The 19,499-nt window shown below is 43.1% G+C and carries 16 protein-coding genes, 2 tRNA genes, 1 rRNA gene, 1 pseudogene and 1 riboswitch; of the genes and pseudogenes, 9 read left to right on the plus strand and 11 right to left on the minus strand.

Going from position 1 to position 19,499, the window contains the following annotated elements:
* Nucleotides 1–203: 203 nt before the first annotated feature.
* From MNY66_RS01300 to MNY66_RS01340, 9 genes and pseudogenes are all read right to left on the minus strand, one after another.
* Nucleotides 204–866: a hypothetical protein gene (locus MNY66_RS01300; RefSeq protein WP_241501273.1), complete on the minus strand. Its 663-nt coding sequence runs from the start codon at nt 864–866 to the stop codon at nt 204–206.
* Between the two features lie 121 nt (nt 867–987).
* Nucleotides 988–2,109: a 2-iminoacetate synthase ThiH gene (gene thiH / locus MNY66_RS01305; RefSeq protein ID WP_047255414.1), complete on the minus strand. Its 1,122-nt coding sequence runs from the start codon at nt 2,107–2,109 to the stop codon at nt 988–990.
* Nucleotides 2,106–2,891: a thiazole synthase gene (locus MNY66_RS01310; protein WP_241501274.1), complete on the minus strand. Its 786-nt coding sequence runs from the start codon at nt 2,889–2,891 to the stop codon at nt 2,106–2,108. The genes thiH and MNY66_RS01310 overlap by 4 nt, the downstream gene beginning before the upstream one ends.
* A gap of 2 nt (nt 2,892–2,893) precedes the next feature.
* On the minus strand, nt 2,894–3,094 hold the full coding sequence (gene thiS / locus MNY66_RS01315) for a sulfur carrier protein ThiS (protein ID WP_047255416.1): 201 nt from the start codon (nt 3,092–3,094) through the stop codon (nt 2,894–2,896).
* Nucleotides 3,082–3,840 (minus strand): HesA/MoeB/ThiF family protein, encoded by a 759-nt coding sequence (locus MNY66_RS01320; protein ID WP_241501275.1) that lies wholly within the window; start codon nt 3,838–3,840, stop codon nt 3,082–3,084. The genes thiS and MNY66_RS01320 overlap by 13 nt, the downstream gene beginning before the upstream one ends.
* Nucleotides 3,840–4,499 carry a thiamine phosphate synthase gene (thiE, locus tag MNY66_RS01325; protein WP_241501276.1) on the minus strand — a complete coding sequence of 220 codons (660 nt, stop codon included), beginning with the start codon at nt 4,497–4,499 and terminating at the stop codon, nt 3,840–3,842. Before thiE ends, MNY66_RS01320 begins: the two co-directional genes overlap by 1 nt.
* Nucleotides 4,483–6,462 (minus strand): phosphomethylpyrimidine synthase ThiC, encoded by a 1,980-nt coding sequence (gene thiC, locus MNY66_RS01330; protein WP_241501277.1) that lies wholly within the window; start codon nt 6,460–6,462, stop codon nt 4,483–4,485. Before thiC ends, thiE begins: the two co-directional genes overlap by 17 nt.
* 198 nt (nt 6,463–6,660) lie before the next feature.
* Nucleotides 6,661–6,774, minus strand: a riboswitch (TPP riboswitch).
* A gap of 100 nt (nt 6,775–6,874) precedes the next feature.
* Nucleotides 6,875–7,537, minus strand: a complete 663-nt coding sequence (locus MNY66_RS01335) for an HAD family hydrolase (RefSeq protein ID WP_053907450.1) — start codon at nt 7,535–7,537, stop codon at nt 6,875–6,877.
* A 52-nt stretch (nt 7,538–7,589) separates the two neighbouring features.
* A pseudogene (locus MNY66_RS01340) lies at nt 7,590–8,225 on the minus strand (ABC transporter ATP-binding protein); the annotation flags it as partial.
* 265 nt (nt 8,226–8,490) lie between these two features.
* Here MNY66_RS01340 and nudC point away from each other — a divergent pair.
* The 6 genes from nudC (at nt 8,491) to MNY66_RS01370 (ending at nt 13,844) form a co-directional block, all read left to right on the plus strand.
* Nucleotides 8,491–9,267, plus strand: coding sequence for an NAD(+) diphosphatase (nudC, locus tag MNY66_RS01345; RefSeq protein WP_047255421.1), 777 nt, complete (start codon nt 8,491–8,493; stop codon nt 9,265–9,267).
* A gap of 131 nt (nt 9,268–9,398) precedes the next feature.
* Nucleotides 9,399–10,463 carry a uroporphyrinogen decarboxylase gene (hemE, locus tag MNY66_RS01350; RefSeq protein ID WP_047255422.1) on the plus strand — a complete coding sequence of 355 codons (1,065 nt, stop codon included), beginning with the start codon at nt 9,399–9,401 and terminating at the stop codon, nt 10,461–10,463.
* A gap of 845 nt (nt 10,464–11,308) precedes the next feature.
* On the plus strand, nt 11,309–11,980 hold the full coding sequence (gene nfi, locus MNY66_RS01355; RefSeq protein WP_047255423.1) for a deoxyribonuclease V: 672 nt from the start codon (nt 11,309–11,311) through the stop codon (nt 11,978–11,980).
* A 74-nt stretch (nt 11,981–12,054) separates the two neighbouring features.
* Complete coding sequence (locus MNY66_RS01360) at nt 12,055–12,642, plus strand: YjaG family protein (protein WP_047255424.1); 588 nt, start codon at nt 12,055–12,057, stop codon at nt 12,640–12,642.
* Nucleotides 12,643–12,840: 198 nt separating this feature from the next.
* Nucleotides 12,841–13,119 carry an HU family DNA-binding protein gene (locus tag MNY66_RS01365; protein ID WP_047255425.1) on the plus strand — a complete coding sequence of 93 codons (279 nt, stop codon included), beginning with the start codon at nt 12,841–12,843 and terminating at the stop codon, nt 13,117–13,119.
* Nucleotides 13,120–13,154: 35 nt separating this feature from the next.
* Nucleotides 13,155–13,844: a DUF1481 domain-containing protein gene (locus MNY66_RS01370; RefSeq protein ID WP_241501278.1), complete on the plus strand. Its 690-nt coding sequence runs from the start codon at nt 13,155–13,157 to the stop codon at nt 13,842–13,844.
* Nucleotides 13,845–13,882: 38 nt separating this feature from the next.
* On the opposite strand, the gene purD is transcribed toward MNY66_RS01370, so the two are convergent.
* Complete coding sequence (purD, locus tag MNY66_RS01375; RefSeq protein ID WP_241501279.1) at nt 13,883–15,166, minus strand: phosphoribosylamine--glycine ligase; 1,284 nt, start codon at nt 15,164–15,166, stop codon at nt 13,883–13,885.
* Between the two features lie 18 nt (nt 15,167–15,184).
* A complete protein-coding gene (gene purH, locus MNY66_RS01380) occupies nt 15,185–16,774 on the minus strand; it encodes a bifunctional phosphoribosylaminoimidazolecarboxamide formyltransferase/IMP cyclohydrolase (RefSeq protein WP_241501280.1) in 1,590 nt (529 codons plus the stop codon).
* Between the two features lie 814 nt (nt 16,775–17,588).
* Between purH and MNY66_RS01385 the strand changes: the two genes are divergently transcribed.
* The 3 genes from MNY66_RS01385 (at nt 17,589) to MNY66_RS01395 (ending at nt 19,483) form a co-directional block, all read left to right on the plus strand.
* A 16S ribosomal RNA gene (locus MNY66_RS01385) occupies nt 17,589–19,131 on the plus strand.
* 72 nt (nt 19,132–19,203) lie between these two features.
* Nucleotides 19,204–19,280 (plus strand) — tRNA-Ile (locus MNY66_RS01390).
* 127 nt (nt 19,281–19,407) lie between these two features.
* Nucleotides 19,408–19,483: transfer RNA gene (locus MNY66_RS01395), tRNA-Ala, on the plus strand.
* The last annotated feature ends 16 nt before the right edge of the window (nt 19,484–19,499 follow it).

A 19,499-nucleotide genomic window follows, 5' to 3' on the forward strand; every position in this document is an offset into this window, starting at 1 on the left:
ATGAATAAATTGATAGATGTCAAAAACAAACAATATTCAGTGATTTTTATTCTTATTGAGATTGATATAGTGTGATTAGTATAACTCACCTAGAGAATAGTAAAATAAAAGGATGAAATATAAAATAATATTATAAAAATAGAGTTAAGAATAAATTTCCAAAGGGAAAATAGCCCCCTTTGGAATAAATTATCATTTATTTATTAATTATTTCTTGGTCCATACAGACTGAATTTATCAGCTCTATAATTATAAATTACTGAAAATACACCATCGAAAGAATCGTTATAATTTTTATATCTGCCGATAATTCCCCGAGATACTGGCGAAGAGTGCAGTTTGAATGGATATTGCGAGCCATCTTTATAAATTAAGGTCACATTAAAATCGGTTAATGGTTGGCTATAAAGGACTAAGTCACTTTTGGTATCACTATCTTTGATCATATGTGGTACCGCATAGCGGATAGATTTTAGGGTGCCATGATAGGTATAAAAGAACCCTTGAATATTATCAGGATTAGGAATGGCATAGTGGTTAAAATCTGGCTCACTTCTCAGGCCGATTAATGCTAAAGACGTATCATAGCCGGCAATAATAAGTTCATTATCGGGGGCGAGAGCCACTATTTTAAATCCTTGAGTATTGGCATCGACGGCCTTATGTTTTAGAACCTCAACCGTATATTCGAGTGGGAAAGGCTTTCCATCAATATTTTCTGCCCCTTGGATTTGGCTTGCCATAGTTAAAATAATATCATCTGAAGGTGTAGGATGTTTCCAACGAACATTTGAGCAAGAGGTTAAGGTAAATAATAAGCTTAAGGTAAGAATAAATGTCAGAAATTTAGGGTTGTTATTATTCATTATTGTTTAAACCTCAGTTCTGCTATTGATAATAAATAACAATAATAAATAAAATAAGTCTACAGTGCAGTAGCAAAATAGGCGAAACGTAATTTTTTATTTAAATTACGTTTCGTGATGTTTAACGGCCTAAATAGCCATCCCAATCTTTCCATACTGGCTGTAGACCAGATTGAATAATTGCTTGAGCTACCTGCTGGGCACTGCGATTATCATGTGGTGTAAATTGCTCTAATTCAGCATGATCATCGGCATAGCCTCCCGGCTGCGTTTTGGAGCCGGCACTGACATTGTTAATTGCCAGCGGGATTACATGATCGCGAAAATAAGGTGATTCACGGGTTGAAAGCGACAGCTCAACATCAGGCGCCAGTAGCCTAAAAGCACAAATTAATTGGACTAACTCGGCTTCAGTCATTACGGATGCCGGCTCTATGCTGCCTGCACAGGGGCGTAGCCGTGGAAAAGAGATAGAATAACGACTTTGCCAATAATGTTTTTGTAAATAAATTAAATGCTCTGCTACCATATAGCAATCTGTGCGCCAACTCGCAGAAAGTCCCACTAGGGCGCCCAGTCCAATTTTATCAATCCCCGCCTGCCCAAGCCTATCTGGGGTGTTTAACCGCCAATGAAAATCTTGTTTTTTACCTTTGAGATGATGAAGTTGGTAACTTGGCTGATGGTAGGTTTCTTGATATACCATGACACCATCGAGTCCGAGTGTTTTTAATTCGGCGTATTCTTCGGTGCTCAACGGCTGGACTTCCATCATTAACGCACTGAAATACTGGCGAATTATCGGTAAATATTGGCGGAAATAATCCATGCCAACTTTATGTTGATGTTCTCCGGTAACAAGCAGCAGACTATCGAAGCCTAATTTGCGAATAGTCTGGCATTCGTTGATGATTTCTGTGTGATTTAATGTTTTGCGTTTAATCTTGTTACTCATTGAAAAACCACAATAAGTACAATCATTAGCGCACAAATTAGATAAATACAACGGCACATAGAAACCCACGGTATTACCAAAACGTTGGCGGGTTAAGCTTTGGGCTTTATGCGCCATCGGCTCTAAATAATCCCGTGCCGCCGGAGAAAGCAACGCCATAAAATCATCCAGGGTTAGTGTGTCGCAATTCAGGGCCCGCTCTACATCGGCGGCGGTTTTGGCATGAAGCCGCAAGGTAAGATCATCCCAATCTAATTGCTGCCAGTGCTGGCTAAAACAGTGACTCATTGCAGTACCTCAAGAAATTGGGTTAATGGACTTGAGGCTTCGGCATGATGACGAGATTTAGCCAGTCCGGCTTGGCGCGCTAGCTCGCCCGCTTGCAAGGCGATTTTAAATGCTTGCGCCATGCTTATTGGATCTTTTGCGACCGCGATCGCAGTATTAACTAATACTGCATCGGCGCCCAGTTCCATGGCTTCTAAGGCGTGACTTGGCGCGCCAATACCGGCATCAATGACTACCGGAACTTGAGATTGTTCAATAATAATTTGCAGCATCTCTTTGGTGACTAAGCCTTTATTTGAGCCAATTGGCGCACCTAATGGCATCACCGCCGCACAGCCAACGTGTTCTAAACGGCGGCATAATACTGGGTCTGCGCTACAATAGGGTAAAACTACAAATCCCTCTTTGACCAATTGCTCGGCGGCTTTTAAGGTTTCGATAGGATCTGGCAATAAATATTTTAAATCTGGATGGATTTCTAATTTAATCCAATGAGTCCCAAGGGCTTCGCGGGCGAGATGCGCCGCAAAAATCGCTTCTTGAGCATTTTTAGCCCCAGAAGTATTGGGCAGTAATTTAACGCCCAAATCTAATAATGGTTGCAGTATATTATCGCTATTACTTTTGGACTGATGGGAACGTAAATCAATCCGTTTCATTGCCATGGTGACGAGTTGGCTCCCAGAGGCCTCAATGGCTTGTTGCATTAAGCGCGGACTGGCAAATTTTCCGGTTCCGGTAAATAGACGCGATGAAAACGTAGTATCGGCAATTTTTAACATAGCTAACCTCCAGCAATAGCTTGAAACAACAGGATGTTATCTCCATCATTAATCTGATGAGTCTCCCATTGAGCGCGTGGAATTATAATTTGATTAATGGCCAGCGCGGTTCCAGCCTGAGAACGAGCTAGCAAAATTAACAGTTGGCTGACTGTTAACGGAGATTCAAATTCTTTAATTTGATTGTTGATTATGATACGCATACGGCTTCCTTACAGATGGGACAATCGGCCGAGCGGCTGAGTTGCAATGTATTCCAACTGTGTTGTTTACCGTCAAATAGGCGGAGTTTTCCGCTCAAAGGTGAGGGTAATCCGGCGAGCAATTTAATGGCTTCAAGCGCTTGTAGCGTACCAATCACACCAACGACCGGACCGAGAACACCTGCAGTTCGGCAATTACGTTGAGGCTCATGTTGATCAGGGTATAAACAGGCATAACAGCCTTGCAAATATGGGGGTTCGATAACCATGAGTTGTCCACCAAAGCCAACCGAACTGCCGCTGATCAGCGGTTTATTTTCTGCGATACAGGCCGCATTAACTGCATGGCGCGTTGCCATATTGTCACAGCAATCGAGAACCAAATCGACTTGTTTGACCAACGGGCGTAGCGCAGTGAAATCCAGTTTTTGCTGCACTATTTTAGTGGTTACCAAGGGGTTCAGCGCATTTAGTTGAGTCGCGGCTAAACGGACTTTAGCTTGAGATACGTCGTTCGTACGGTAAAGAACTTGCCGTTGTAAGTTCGAGATATGCAGCTCATCGTGATCTGCTAACCATAATTTCCCGACGCCAGCCGCGCTTAAATAGAGTGCTGCTGGCGAGCCTAGCCCGCCTAAACCAACAATTAATACTTGGCTATTTTTGATTTTTTCTTGCCCTGAAAGTCCAATGTCTTCAAGCAATATCTGACGGCTATAACGCATAAATTCATCATCATTTAACATTAGATAATCTCCTTTGATGCATTTGATCCTTCGACTAAATCGAGCAATTTAGTGGTAACCGCGTGCCAATTTTGGGCTTGAGTGATAGCGCTCACTAATGCCACGCCACCCACCCCAGTTGCGACAACCGCGGGGACCTTCTCCAGTGAAATTCCGCCAATTGCAACAGTAGAATAATCAGGTGTTTCAGCAACTTGCTGTTGTAATGCGGCGAGGCCTTGTGGGGAGGACGGCATATCTTTAGTCTGGGTAGGAAAAATATGACCCAAGGCGATATATGAAGGGCGCAATAGTTTCGCGCGTGCGAGTTCATCTTTATCGTGAGTCGATACACCAAGCCGTAATCCGGCTTGCTGAATTGCCGGTAAATCGGCAATATCCAGATCCTCTTGCCCCAGATGCACGCCATAAGCACCATGCTCTAGCGCTAATTGCCAATAATCGTTGATAAATACACGGGCATGATATTGCTGACCAAGCTGAATGGCTTGGCGGATAGGCGCTGCAACTGTATCTGCGTTGCTGTCTTTAATGCGTAATTGTAAGGTGGTGACACCCACATCAAGCAGGCGTCTGATCCATTCCACGGAATCCACGACCGGATACAGCCCTAAACGGGGTAGCGTCGGAGGAAAAGGGGCATCAGGCAATTTTTTCATCAGCCTCTACCTCCGTGTGTGTGGTCTCGGCATTAAGTCGCGCAGGATCATGATAAAGTTCATTACCATGGGCACGGAAGGCTTCAGACATTTGTGCCATTCCCGCATCTTGTGCCGCCGCATAATCTCGAACTTCTTGTGATATTTTCATCGAACAGAATTTAGGCCCGCACATGGAGCAAAAATGCGCGATTTTGCCCGAGGCTTGTGGCAAGGTTTCATCATGATATTTACGTGCAGTTTCGGGATCGAGCGCCAAATTAAACTGATCTTCCCAGCGAAATTCAAAGCGGGCTTTTGACATCGCATTATCCCGAATTTGCGCTCCGGGATGACCTTTGGCTAAATCAGCTGCATGGGCAGCAATTTTGTAAGTAATTAGCCCTTGTTTAACATCTTCTTTATTAGGCAATCCCAAATGCTCTTTGGGGGTGACATAGCACAGCATCGCGCAGCCAAACCAGCCGATCATTGCTGCTCCAATCCCTGAGGTAAAATGATCGTAGCCGGGGGCAATATCTGTCGTTAACGGCCCAAGAGTATAAAATGGGGCTTCGTGGCAATGTTCAAGCTCTTCCGTCATGTTACGGCGGATCATCTGCATCGGCACATGTCCCGGGCCTTCTATCATGACTTGGACATCGTATTCCCAAGCAATTTTGGTGAGCTCACCTAAAGTATGTAATTCGGCAAATTGTGCTTCATCGTTAGCATCTTGAATGGAACCTGGACGTAACCCATCACCTAAAGATAACGCGACATCGTAAGCGGCACACAGTTGGCAAATTTCCCGAAAATGTTGATACAGAAAGTTTTCTTGATGATGTGATAAACACCATTTTGCCATTATCGACCCTCCGCGAGAGACGATCCCCGTAAGGCGTTTGGCGGTCATCGGGACATAACGTAGCAATACACCGGCATGGATTGTGAAGTAGTCGACGCCTTGCTCTGCTTGTTCTAATAAGGTATCGCGGAACATTTCCCAGGTTAGGTGTTCAGCCACGCCGTTAACTTTTTCTAATGCTTGATAAATCGGTACGGTACCAATAGGCACAGGGCTATTGCGTAGGATCCATTCCCGAGTTTCATGTATATAACGCCCGGTGGATAAATCCATCACCGTATCTGCGCCCCAGCGGGTTGACCAAATGAGTTTTTCGACCTCTTCTTCGATAGAGGAAGTGACCGAGGAGTTACCGATATTGGCGTTTACTTTGACCAAAAAATTGCGCCCTATAATCATAGGTTCTGATTCGGGATGATTGATATTAGCAGGAATGATAGCTCTACCGGCTGCGACTTCTTGGCGTACAAATTCTGCGGTGATATTGTCGGTTAAATTAGCGCCAAAATTTTGCCCAGAATGTTGTTGGCGTAGGACGTCTGAGCGAATGCGTTCGCGGCCCATATTTTCACGGATCGCAATAAATTCCATTTCGGGGGTAATTATGCCCCGACGCGCATAGTGCAATTGCGTTACACAGTGGCCAGATTTAGCTTTTAGAGGATGAGGCCGTTGTGTAAAGCGGAGAGAGTCTAGCCCTTCATCGGCGAGACGCTGTTGGGTAAAATCAGAGCTTAAATTTTCGACCTGAGTGACATCATTGCGCTCTTGTATCCATGCGCTACGCAGTTTTTTTAATCCCTCATGTACATTCAATTTTGCATTGGGATCGCCATAAGCGCCCGAGGTATCATAAACAGGAACGGCTTCATTTTGTTCATATTGAGGCTGTTCTTTGGTGCCGCCGAGCAAGGTCGGCGTTAGTTGAATTTCACGCATTGGCACTTGAATATCGGCACGCGAGCCGGTCAAATAAATACGTTTAGAATTAGGGAATGAGACCCCTTGCAGAGTATTAATATAAGTTTCTGCGGCGTCGCGTTGTGCTTTACGGCGACGGGTAGGGCTTGGCGCTGGAGAAACATCATGGCTAGGGATTACAGTATTTTCGGACATAGCAATTTCCTGACAATGTTATTCCACTGGATGAATGGATAACGGGTTATAGTTAGAAAGTTGCTTGTCTGGAGCTTGGCGGGAGTATCGTTAAGGCAGCTAGATAAGGCAGATAAATCGATATGCTTGTTAGGTTATCGAGGATTAACCTAGCGGGTAATCAGCATAAACGCGTAGTCTGTAAATTATATTTCTAGCGGATTGATTACTCTTGTTCCCTTCGCGGGTATTAACCCGATCAGGTTCCGCGGATCCCGAATTAACGGTCTCAGCCTGTATACTTTCGTATTCTAGGCACTCCGACAAGATGCGAACCAGTATAAAAGGGATTATAAAAACTACAACCCCCTTAATTATTTATAAGTTAAATAATATTAAATCTAGATAATCGATAGGCTAAGCACTAAATCGATTAAATTTTCCACTGCAATTGAGTCCATTGCTGCTCCATCGCGATTTCTGCCAGTCGAGGGTCAGCATTGATGGTAATGACTTGATCTGCAAAATAACACATGGGCAAATCATTAGCCGAGTCGGTATAAAACACAATTTCCGCATCGCTGACTCGTTGCTGACTTAACCACTGGGTGAGGCGTTTTACTTTGCCAGCTTTAAAACTGGCAATCCCGTTTATTGTCCCTGAATAGCTATTATTAATCACCTGCATATCGATACCTATAGCAAAATCAGCATGCAGTTTTGCGGCAATTTTTTTGACAATAAAAGAGACCGTTGCAGAGATGATTATCACGGGAATATGACGCTGACGATAATCGTCGATACACTGGCGAGCTGCTGGATAAATGTTGGGCAGGATGATGGTATTAACAAAGTCATCGAGCCATATATCAACTTGCTCGGTTGGAATGCCCGCAAGTGCTTGCATACTAAAGGCTAGGTACGCGGGCATATCTAATATACCCGCATTATATTGTGCCATCATGCGGCTATCTTCGGCGATAAATTGGGGATCGTTGATGATCTGTTTATCCCATAGATAATGTGTCCATAATACACTGCTATCGCCTTGGATCAGTGTTTCGTCTAAATCAAACACCGCTATTTTTGTTGTCATTATTGTAACCTTGAGGCTGTGTTATTGGCTTATATATGATGTCTGTTAATTATTAAGCTAGCGAGCGAATTTCATTCTTATTAAACAATAATTCAAGCTGGCTACCGGGCTCAAATAAACGTTCTGAAGAACGATTGAGTAAGTCGACCGTCATTTCTCCTGCCGCGGTTTGGACTGTATAGCGAATAATATTGCCTAACAATTGATGTTCTACAATTGTGGCCGCCACAGGTGCAGAAATATGGTTACCGTAATGACGACCGGTTTCGCGGACATAGATAGATTCAGGACGAATAGCCAACATGCCTTGCTGATTAATCCCTAATAATTTATTGGCTTTTTCTGCCTCTATTAGATTGTAATGCCCCATAAAACGCGCCACAAATTGATTAGCAGGTTAAGTATAGATATTTTCTGCGCTGTCATTTTGAATAATTACCCCTTGATTCATTAAAAAGATCTTATCCGATAAGATCATCGCCTCATCTTGATCATGGGTGACAAATAATGTGGTTAAATTAAGTTCTCGTTATATACGGCGAATTTGTTGACGTAAATTTTTACGAATACGGGCATCTAATGCTGAAAGTGGCTCATCTAATAGCAAAATTTTAGGTTGCATAACTAGGGTGCGAGCTAGCGCAACACGTTGGCGCTGACCGCCAGATAATTGATGAGGATATTGCTGTATTTCTGACGATAAACGGAATCACGATTAATATTTCAGTTACTGAAACGTGTTCAGGGTAAGAATATTAGATGACAAACAATTGAAATATTGATGACACTTTTTAGACAAATCGCTGAGGACAATACAAAATGGATTACATCACTGAATATTTCTCTTACAAAAAGACTAGAAAGTAATGAATGATATTTCAGCAGAACAGAGTATCTTTATGTTATTGGAATATTATAATTTATAAATATCAACGTGATAGAAATATAAGCTTATGAAAAAAATAATATTAACGGGAACAGAAAGTGGCTGGTGGTTTGTTTGTTTTGCGGGGCGTTTATGGCTACCGAAAGGAGATGCTCCTTATGGCACGGCAGAAAAATGGTCACTGGTGGGTAAAACGGCAACTATTATTGGTGAATGGCAAGGTGAGTTAGTTTGGCTAATTGCAGAAAAAATGCCTATCGATATGGTCTCGCCAAGAATGGTCGCAGCACAAGATGAAGGTTTATTTCGTCTTGCTGGGCGCGGTGTACAGCTGGCGGAATTTTATCGCTCACATCGTTATTGTGGTTATTGTGGAACATTAATGCGCCACAGCCCAACCGAGTGGGCATGTTTATGTGACCACTGCCAAGAGCGCTATTATCCGCAAATTGCACCGTGCATTATTGTGGCTATCCGTCGTGATTCGCATATTTTATTGGCCCAACATCGTCGTCATAAACAAAATCCGGTCTTTACTGTTTTAGCGGGTTTCGTGGAGGTTGGAGAAACGTTAGAAGAAGCAGTGGCTCGCGAGGTGATGGAAGAGAGCCAAATTAAAATTAAAAATATTCGTTATGTTTCATCGCAGCCATGGCCATTCCCTCATTCGTTAATGATGGGATTTTTGGCAGACTATGACAGCGGAGAGATCGAAGTTGACCCACATGAGCTTATTCAGGCTGATTGGTATCATTATGATGAGTTGCCCAAAATCCCGAGTTCAGAAACGATAGCTCGCCGATTAATTGAAGATACTGTTGCATTATGTCGCAATCAAGAATAGTGATGATGAAAGTGCCTAGTAGACCTTAGGTTTTTAAGGGGCGCTAAACGGTTTTTAATCAATTAGCATGCTACAATAGTGCCCAATATTTGCAGCCATTTTCGGCGGCCACTTAATAAATGGAGTGAATGATGACTGAGTTGAAAAATGACCGCTACTTGCGTGCATTGCTTCGCCAACCTGTAGATGTAACACCGGTATGGATGATGCGACAAGCGGGGCGTTACTTGCCAGAATATAAAGCGACAAGAGCGCAAGCGGGAGATTTCCTCTCATTATGCAAAAATACAGAATTGGCTTGCGAAGTCACACTCCAGCCACTTAGACGCTTTCCATTAGATGCGGCAATTTTATTCTCAGATATTCTAACTATTCCAGATGCGATGGGATTAGGTCTCTATTTTGAAGCCGGAGAAGGCCCTCGATTTAAACATCCGATTACTTGTGCTGCTGATGTTAAAAAAATTCCTGTACAAGATCCCGAGCAAGAATTGGGTTATGTGATGAATGCGGTGAGAGCTATCCGTAAAGCCTTAAAAGGTGACGTGCCTTTAATCGGATTCTCCGGTAGCCCGTGGACGCTGGCAACTTATATGGTTGAAGGCGGCAGCAGTAAAGCGTTTACTAAAATAAAAAAAATGATGTATGCCGATCCACAATCATTGCATCTGTTGCTGGATAAACTGGCTGATAGCGTAATTTTATATCTTAATGCACAAATTAAGGCGGGCGCGCAATCAGTTATGATTTTTGATTCATGGGGAGGAGTATTAACACCGCGTGATTATCAATTATTCTCACTCAATTATATGCATAAGATTGTCGATGGCTTAATCCGTGAAAATGACGGACGCCGTGTACCAGTAACTTTGTTTACCAAAGGTGGTGGGCAATGGCTTGAGGCAATGGTTGCGACAGGTTGTGATGCATTAGGTCTTGATTGGACTATCGATATTGCCGAAGCGCGTCGCAGAGTTGGCGAAAAAGTCGCATTACAAGGGAATATGGATCCTTCGATGCTATATGCTTCTGCGCCTCGCATTGAAGACGAAGTAAAAACTATTTTGGCGGGTTTTGGTGAAGGTAATGGCCATGTATTTAACCTCGGCCACGGTATTCATCAGGATGTGCCACCAGAAAATGCCGGAACATTCGTCAATGCAGTTCATCAATTCTCTCGGGCGTATCATAAATAATCCAGAAGAGAAAATAGTGGGATAAAACGGTATTAATAACGGGGTATTTGATACAGAAAAATGTATTAAATACCCCGTTAGCATTTATAAAACAAAGCATTTATAAATAAGAGCATTATTGAACCACATATCTGGGAATATGTCGGTACCGTCTAATTCTTCCTGATGCCTGTATTTGAAAAACATATCTTGACGATTATCTTCAAAGCTATCACCTTCAAAGCTATCAAATGAGCGTACTGATTGTCCGCCTTGAATTTTGCGTTCTAGTTATAAAGCAATTGATCTGCTATCCCGAAAGAAGCAGCGTCCGGCGCACCATAGCCTTACTTGGTGGCTAATGCGAGGGTCTTTTGCTCTTGAACGACAGGCCGAGAAAGACATTGTAATTCAAAATATTGAAAAAAGTCATGGAAAAGGGTATTGCGTTGACAGGTTGAATCTACAAGTGCCTTTTTTGCGAAAGAGCTGCTATAAGGTATTGGTTCAAGAGTATAAAACGCAAAATTCAATTAAGCACTTATGCCGAGTTATAGTGATCAAGCTCAGCCGTTTAATGTTTTATATTTAGCGAAATCGGCTTATTAAATTGCTTGATGAATACAGGCTTTAATTGCATCCAAAAGCCATTGACCTCTTTAGATAAAGCCGATAAAGCTTTGGTTACCGTATGTTAGCGGCTCAATTACGCCAAGAAGGTTATGCTAATATTATCAAATGCTGTAGCTATCAAGAGTTAGTCATCGGCTTGATACAGAGAGGTTAGTATTATTTTAGCAAAATAACTTATTATTTCGGATAAGATTAAAATATATTGAAACACAAAGAGTTTTGCGGGGGAGACGATGGCAATAGATACTTCGGAATTACGCCAGCAGCAGTTAGAAAAATCTCGCCAAGTTGTGTTAACTGATGATTTCGCGACACCCAGATTAATTGCAGGTGCAGATGTTGGATTTGAACAGCAAGGCACAGTAACTCGTGCCGCTATTGCTATTATGACGTGGCCAGAACTTGAATTGATTGAGTACCAAATCGCCCGTATTCCTACCTTATTACCCTATATTCCCGGTTTATTATCTTTTCGTGAATGTCCGGCGTTATATGAAGCTTGGCAATTGCTTCAACATAAACCACAATTAGTTTTAGTTGACGGTCAGGGAATTGCACACCCTCGTTATTTCGGAGTGGCTTGTCATTTTGGTTTGCTGGTGGATATTCCAACTATTGGTGTTGCTAAAAGTCGATTATTTGGAACTCATTCGGAGATTGAGCAACAACCGGGAAGTTACCAACCGCTGATGGATAAAACTCAGCAGCTTGGTTGGGTGCTGCGCAGTAAAAAACGTTGTAATCCTTTGTATATTTCACCGGGACATAAAGTTAGTTTAGCGAGCTCCCTTTGGTGGGTAGAGCAGTGTTTAAAGGGCTATAGACTACCTGAACCGACGCGCATGGCGGATGGAATTGCTTCGAATCGAACAAAATTTAAGCGAATGATTAATAAATCACGCTAAATATCAGCAAAATATGTGGCATTATTAGATTTTCAGGTAAACTGCGACGTATTAATATTGATGAGCCCAGAGACATGATAAAAAATCCTATTCATTTGAGGTTGGAAAAATTAGAAAGCTGGCAGCATGTCACTTTTATGGCGTGTTTATGCGAAAGAATGTATCCCAACTATCAAATGTTCTGTCTGCAAACAGAGTTTAGTGATCCAAAAGTTTATCGGTCAATATTGGATCTGGTGTGGGAGACGCTTTCTGTTAAAGACAGTAAAGTGAATTTCGATAATCAATTAGAAAAATTAGAAGCTATCATCCCAAACTCGGATGATTATGATATGTATGGTGTGTATCCAGCTATCGATGCTTGTATTGCTTTAGGTGAGTTAGTTCACTCTAAATTGAGTGGCGAAACATTAGAGCATACTATTGCAGTCAGTGAGATTTCAATTCGCACTGTTGCTATGCTTGTTATGACTCATACTGGCAAAGAGATGTCAGATGATGAATTAAAGATTGTTCCTGAAATTGAAGAAGAATGGGACATTCAATGGGAAATATTTCGGTTATTAGCTGCTTGCGAAGAGCGTGATGTGGACCTGATTAAAGGATTAAGATCTGACCTCCGTGAAACGGGGATCAGCAATATTGGCATTGAATTGGCCTGATTTTTCGTATTTCGTCATGAAAACGTGACTCAGAGCGATAAATGCTGAGTTCTAAGGCTTCACATTTGCCCCTACTCTGGTCTACATTTAGGGGCGAGAAGAAGTGGCTATCGGGGCGTGTATCAGGGGCTGTCTATTTGGCATATCCGACGCACTCGATGCTTTGCAAACGATAAACACACTGTGTAAGGATAATTTATGAACAAGACCGAATTAGTTGATGCTATCGCAAAAAATGCTGACCTGACTAAAGTACAGGCTAAAGAAGCTCTGGAAGCAACACTGAAAGCTATTTCTGAAGCTCTGGTTAACGGCGAATCAGTACAGCTGGTTGGTTTCGGTACTTTTAAAGTCAATCATCGTGCGGAGCGTACTGGCCGTAACCCACAGACTGGTCAAGAAATCAAAATTGAAGCAGCGAATGTACCTGCTTTCGTTGCTGGTAAAGCACTGAAAGAAACGGTAAAAGCAAGCTAATTAAGTTGTATAAAAGAATTATCAGAGGGGGTACGATGCGTCCCCTTTTGCAAATTCGACAGTGGCTGCTGGTATTGGGGACTGCTTCAATACTCAGCGCCTGTTCTAGTCAGCCTACACTTCCCACATTTAGTGCAAGTGGATTTATTGCTGATGAAGGCGTAATACGTTTATGGCGCCTCAATGATCCACAAAATGAACCACAAGTCTTGATGGTGGTTTATAGTCCGTACCAAGATCAAAATACTTCAGTGACTTTCTTTGAATATCGTCATGGTCAATTATGGCAGGTACGTAGCCAGATATTGAATGCCGGAGAGCAACAAATTCAAGAACAGCTTCGCTTTAATCGAAATAACGATGTTATTTTTATGCAGCGCGAAACGGCCTCCCAAAAAACCCCATTATCTTCAGATGATATTACCCGCTGGCGTTTTGAAGCTAATCGTATTCTTGATATTAGTACCGCACTGGTTGTCGGTGATATCAAGCTTTATCAAGGCTATTGGCAACAAGGCAAAATTGAGACGTGTGATGGTGAAATTCGCAAAGTCAGTTTTGAACCCTATGCAGAAAATTGGTTAAAGCAACGAGAACGAGAAAGTCGAGGGCAGAAGCAGAATAAGTTGACCATTGCATGGCTGGAAGCGCCCGCAGGTAATCAGTTATTAATGGTTGCTAATGATAATTTCTGTAAATGGCAACCGACGGAAAAAAGCTTGTAATAACTTATCTCCGCCTGATTGCTTAAATCTATTTTTGATTACTTCAAACGTGCAATAGCACGATAACCAATATCATTGCGATAGAAGCTGCCTTCCCAATGAATATCTTTAGCGGCTTGATAGGCATTCTTCTGTGCTTGTTCAATATCATCACCTAGAGCGGTAACACACAAAACACGGCCTCCGGCAGTAATAACATCGCCATTTTTCATTGCGGTACCTGCATGGAACACTTTGGTTTCCATTGAGCTAGTTGGCTCAAGCCCTGAAATGATATCGCCTTGACGATAATCACCAGGATATCCTCCCGCCGCAATCACAATCCCTAAGGCTGGACGTGGATTCCATTGTGATTTTTTACCCCCTAGCTGCCCGTTAGCACCGGCAAGACACAGCTCGACTAAATCTGACTCCATGCGTAGCATTATCGGTTGTGTCTCAGGATCACCAAAGCGGCAATTAAATTCAATCACTTTTGGATTGCCTTGACTATCAATCATTAAACCTGCGTAAAGAAAGCCCTGATAGCGTAATCCTTCTGCTGCCATTCCCGCAACGGTAGGATAAATAACTTGTTCCATAACACGTTGATGGACTTGATCCGTAACCACAGGAGCTGGTGAATATGCTCCCATCCCCCCGGTATTTGGGCCGCTATCTCCATCACCGACACGTTTATGATCTTGGCTGGTTGCCATTGGAACTACATTTTCACCGTCAACCATAACAATAAAGCTGGCTTCTTCGCCGTCTAAAAACTCTTCAATAACAATACGATGACCCGCATCTCCGAACGCATTACCCGCTAACATATCATTGACAGCATCTTTAGCTTCTTGCAAAGTCATGGCGACAATCACTCCTTTGCCTGCAGCTAATCCGTCTGCTTTGATGACAATAGGTGCGCCCACTTTATCCAGATAGGCTAGCGCAGGTTTAATTTCAGTAAAATTCTGATAATTAGCACTAGGAATGTTATGGCGAGCTAAAAAATCTTTAGTGAATGCTTTTGAGCCTTCAAGCTGTGCTGCGCCTTGCGTCGGGCCAAAAATAGTTAACCCTTCAGCTTTAAATGCATCAACGATACCGATAACTAAAGGGGCCTCAGGGCCCACAATGGTTAAACCAATATCGTGCTGTTTAGCGAAATCAATCAAGGCTGGAATATCGGTCGCAGAAATATCAATATTTTCTAATGCAGGTTCTAACGCAGTTCCTGCATTTCCTGGTGCGACATACACTTTATCTGCTAAAGGGGATTGTGTTGCTTTCCATGCGAGGGCATGTTCACGACCGCCGCCGCCAATAATTAAAATATTCATAATTATTTATCCTATTTATTAGTGACGGAAATGACGCATACCAGTGAAAATCATTGCAATTCCATGCTCATTTGCTGCTTCTATAATTTCATTATCTCGGATTGAGCCGCCAGGTTGAATCACACAAGTGACTCCGACAGCAGCAGCAGCATCAATCCCATCACGGAATGGGAAAAAGGCATCGGAGGCCATTGCGCAGCCTGCAACTTCTAATCCTTCATCGGCAGCTTTTATTCCTGCAATTTTAGCAGAATAAACTCGACTCATTTGTCCTGCACCAATTCCCATAGTCATATCATTTTTGGCATATACGATGGCATTCGACTTAACAAATTTAGCCACTTTCCAGCAGAATAAAGCATCTTTCATTTCACGCTCAGTAGGTTGGCGTTTAGTGACAATTCGTAAATCATCTGGGCTCACCATGCCTAGATCTCTATCTTGAACTAATAATCCACCGTTCACTCGTTTAAAATCTAAACTTGCTATGGCTTCATTCCAATAACCACAACTCAACACACGAACATTTTGTTTGCTAGATAGAATAGCTTTGGCTTCTTCCGTAATAGCTGGAGCAATAATGACTTCAACAAATTGACGTTCAATAATTGCAGCCGCAGTGGTTTTATCGAGTTCGCGATTAAATGCAATAATTCCACCGAAAGCAGATGTCGGATCTGTTTTAAAGGCTCGTTCATAAGCGGTGAAAATATTATCACCAATTGCCACGCCACAAGGGTTTGCATGCTTGACGATGACACAAGCCGCTTCTGTAAATGATTTTACACATTCTAATGCAGCATCAGTATCCGCAATATTATTATAAGAAAGCGCTTTTCCTTGAATTTGAATTGCCGTTGCAACAGAAGCTTCCTGTGCTCCTTCTTCTATATAGAAGGCTGCGTCCTGATGACTATTTTCACCGTAGCGCATATCTTGCTTTTTAACGAAGTTAAGATTCAATGTTCGAGGAAAACGGCCAGAAGGTTGAGTAGTATCACCATAATAAGGGGCAACTAATTGGCCAAAATAATTGGCGATCATCCCGTCATAGGCTGCTGTATGCTCGAAAGCTTTAATTGCCAAATCAAAACGAGTCGATAAATTTAATTCATTTTGATGATTATCCATTTCTTCAATAATTTTATCGTAATCATTACTATTAACTACGATGGCCACATCTTTATGATTTTTGGCAGCAGAGCGCACCATGGTTGGTCCACCAATATCAATATTTTCAACCGCATCTTCTAATGAACAATCAGGCTTAGCGACCGTTTGAGCAAAAGGGTATAAATTGACGACGACCATATCAATAGGGGCAATATCATGTTGCTGCATAATTTCATCATCAATGCCTCTACGTCCGAGGATCCCACCATGAACTTTTGGATGCAATGTTTTAACTCGACCATCCATCATCTCAGGAAAACCAGTGTAATCGGAAACCTCAGTCACTGACAGTCCTGAATCGGCAAGTAACTTAGCAGTACCACCGGTTGAGAGTAGCTCAACGCCTCGGCTAGATAATGCTTTAGCGAATTCAACAATCCCTGTTTTATCAGAAACACTGAGGAGGGCACGACGAATAGGACGAAGCTGTTGCATGAGTTTGATCCCTTGGCTTATATCTAGGCTTATATAAAGCATAATAAAAAGTGCAATAAAATTGTGTTAGATAAATCAGCGATGGTAGGTGATATCCAATCGATACTTTAAATTACCCGACTATTTTGAATCCTGCTTATATATATAAACGATATCAGACGAATTTCCGAGCTGACTCGCATACTTCCGGCGTTGAATTCAGATTATCGCAAGTAAAATTGCCTACAATCTCCCACAATCTCAATGCAGATAAATAAAAGCGATGACTATTAATAGCTATAATTGTAACGCAAACGATTGCGTATTGCGCGTTAAATTTCAAGGATTTTAACGGTTGTGGATAACTCTGTAGACAAAAGCGTATAACCGATGCTTTTGCTGTGGATTGCAGCAGTTGAACTAAAAAAGTGAAAAAACACTTGTGTAATTTTCTCAGCTCCCTATAATTCGCTCCGTTGTCACGACAAACCGGCCGAGCGGTTGAGTTTGAAAGTTCCAAAGCGCAGTAAGCGCCTTGAAAAACAGCGGGATGATTGAGGTGATGGTCGAAGTAGTTCGGAAAGAAAGTTGAAAATAAATACTTGACTTCCTGAATGAAAAGAGTAATATACGCCACCTCGCAACAAGAACCTTAACGAGTTACCTTAAGCCTTGTTGCAACGCTCTTTAACAATTTATCAGACAATCTGTGTGGGCACTCACAAGACACTATCGAAATAAAAAATATTTTTGATTTTAAGTCTTAAAGAGTGACTAACACGTTAATTCATATATGAATAAATGAAGTCAGTTTAATTCTTTGAGCATCAAACTTTAATTGAAGAGTTTGATCATGGCTCAGATTGAACGCTGGCGGCAGGCCTAACACATGCAAGTCGAGCGGTAACAGGAAGAAGCTTGCTTCTTTGCTGACGAGCGGCGGACGGGTGAGTAATGTATGGGGATCTGCCTGACAGAGGGGGATAACTACTGGAAACGGTAGCTAATACCGCATAATCTCTAAGGAGCAAAGCAGGGGACCTTCGGGCCTTGCGCTGTCGGATGAACCCATATGGGATTAGCTAGTAGGTGAGGTAATGGCTCACCTAGGCGACGATCTCTAGCTGGTCTGAGAGGATGATCAGCCACACTGGGACTGAGACACGGCCCAGACTCCTACGGGAGGCAGCAGTGGGGAATATTGCACAATGGGCGCAAGCCTGATGCAGCCATGCCGCGTGTATGAAGAAGGCCTTAGGGTTGTAAAGTACTTTCAGTCGGGAGGAAGGCGTTGATATTAATACTATCAGCGATTGACGTTACCGACAGAAGAAGCACCGGCTAACTCCGTGCCAGCAGCCGCGGTAATACGGGGGGTGCAAGCGTTAATCGGAATTACTGGGCGTAAAGCGCACGCAGGCGGTTGATTAAGTTAGATGTGAAATCCCCGGGCTTAACCTGGGAATGGCATCTAAAACTGGTCAGCTAGAGTCTTGTAGAGGGGGGTAGAATTCCATGTGTAGCGGTGAAATGCGTAGAGATGTGGAGGAATACCGGTGGCGAAGGCGGCCCCCTGGACAAAGACTGACGCTCAGGTGCGAAAGCGTGGGGAGCAAACAGGATTAGATACCCTGGTAGTCCACGCTGTAAACGATGTCGATTTGGAGGTTGTTCCCTTGAGGAGTGGCTTCCGGAGCTAACGCGTTAAATCGACCGCCTGGGGAGTACGGCCGCAAGGTTAAAACTCAAATGAATTGACGGGGGCCCGCACAAGCGGTGGAGCATGTGGTTTAATTCGATGCAACGCGAAGAACCTTACCTACTCTTGACATCCAGAGAATTTAGCAGAGATGCTTTAGTGCCTTCGGGAACTCTGAGACAGGTGCTGCATGGCTGTCGTCAGCTCGTGTTGTGAAATGTTGGGTTAAGTCCCGCAACGAGCGCAACCCTTATCCTTTGTTGCCAGCACGTAATGGTGGGAACTCAAGGGAGACTGCCGGTGATAAACCGGAGGAAGGTGGGGATGACGTCAAGTCATCATGGCCCTTACGAGTAGGGCTACACACGTGCTACAATGGCGCATACAAAGAGAAGCGAACTCGCGAGAGCCAGCGGAACTCATAAAGTGCGTCGTAGTCCGGATTGGAGTCTGCAACTCGACTCCATGAAGTCGGAATCGCTAGTAATCGTAGATCAGAATGCTACGGTGAATACGTTCCCGGGCCTTGTACACACCGCCCGTCACACCATGGGAGTGGGTTGCAAAAGAAGTAGGTAGCTTAACCTTCGGGGGGGCGCTTACCACTTTGTGATTCATGACTGGGGTGAAGTCGTAACAAGGTAACCGTAGGGGAACCTGCGGTTGGATCACCTCCTTACCTAAATTCGAAGTTGAATGTGAAGTGCTCACACAGATTGTCTGATAGAAAAGTAGAGCAAATGGTATCAATAGGCTTGTAGCTCAGGTGGTTAGAGCGCACCCCTGATAAGGGTGAGGTCGGTGGTTCAAGTCCACTCAGGCCTACCAAAATCGAATAATGCGGTGTTGAGTTCGTTGGTTTACATTGTAAACACAATGAGGATTCGCTGACTGAGTTCGATTTAGCTTTTTATAACGATTAATAACCGTTATTAGGTACTGTTATACTTGTTATGGGGCTATAGCTCAGCTGGGAGAGCGCCTGCCTTGCACGCAGGAGGTCAGCGGTTCGATCCCGCTTAGCTCCACCATAACAATTGCTCGTTA

Source organism: Moellerella wisconsensis (genome assembly GCF_022592395.1).
In the GTDB taxonomy this organism is placed as follows: Bacteria; Pseudomonadota; Gammaproteobacteria; order Enterobacterales; family Enterobacteriaceae; genus Moellerella; species Moellerella wisconsensis.

Coding starts and splice junctions, on each gene's coding strand:
- MNY66_RS01370 (WP_241501278.1), top strand. CDS start 13,155: ATGCGTCCCCTTTTGCAAATTCGACAGTGGCTGCTGGTATTGGGGACT.
- thiC (WP_241501277.1), bottom strand. CDS start 6,462: ATGTCCGAAAATACTGTAATCCCTAGCCATGATGTTTCTCCAGCGCCA.
- MNY66_RS01360 (WP_047255424.1), top strand. CDS start 12,055: ATGATAAAAAATCCTATTCATTTGAGGTTGGAAAAATTAGAAAGCTGG.
- thiH (WP_047255414.1), bottom strand. CDS start 2,109: ATGAGTCACTGTTTTAGCCAGCACTGGCAGCAATTAGATTGGGATGAT.
- purH (WP_241501280.1), bottom strand. CDS start 16,774: ATGCAACAGCTTCGTCCTATTCGTCGTGCCCTCCTCAGTGTTTCTGAT.
- hemE (WP_047255422.1), top strand. CDS start 9,399: ATGACTGAGTTGAAAAATGACCGCTACTTGCGTGCATTGCTTCGCCAA.
- MNY66_RS01320 (WP_241501275.1), bottom strand. CDS start 3,840: ATGTTAAATGATGATGAATTTATGCGTTATAGCCGTCAGATATTGCTT.
- MNY66_RS01335 (WP_053907450.1), bottom strand. CDS start 7,537: ATGACAACAAAAATAGCGGTGTTTGATTTAGACGAAACACTGATCCAA.
- nudC (WP_047255421.1), top strand. CDS start 8,491: ATGAAAAAAATAATATTAACGGGAACAGAAAGTGGCTGGTGGTTTGTT.
- nfi (WP_047255423.1), top strand. CDS start 11,309: ATGGCAATAGATACTTCGGAATTACGCCAGCAGCAGTTAGAAAAATCT.
- thiS (WP_047255416.1), bottom strand. CDS start 3,094: ATGCGTATCATAATCAACAATCAAATTAAAGAATTTGAATCTCCGTTA.
- purD (WP_241501279.1), bottom strand. CDS start 15,166: ATGAATATTTTAATTATTGGCGGCGGCGGTCGTGAACATGCCCTCGCA.
- MNY66_RS01300 (WP_241501273.1), bottom strand. CDS start 866: ATGAATAATAACAACCCTAAATTTCTGACATTTATTCTTACCTTAAGC.
- MNY66_RS01365 (WP_047255425.1), top strand. CDS start 12,841: ATGAACAAGACCGAATTAGTTGATGCTATCGCAAAAAATGCTGACCTG.
- MNY66_RS01310 (WP_241501274.1), bottom strand. CDS start 2,891: ATGTTAAAAATTGCCGATACTACGTTTTCATCGCGTCTATTTACCGGA.
- thiE (WP_241501276.1), bottom strand. CDS start 4,499: ATGAAAAAATTGCCTGATGCCCCTTTTCCTCCGACGCTACCCCGTTTA.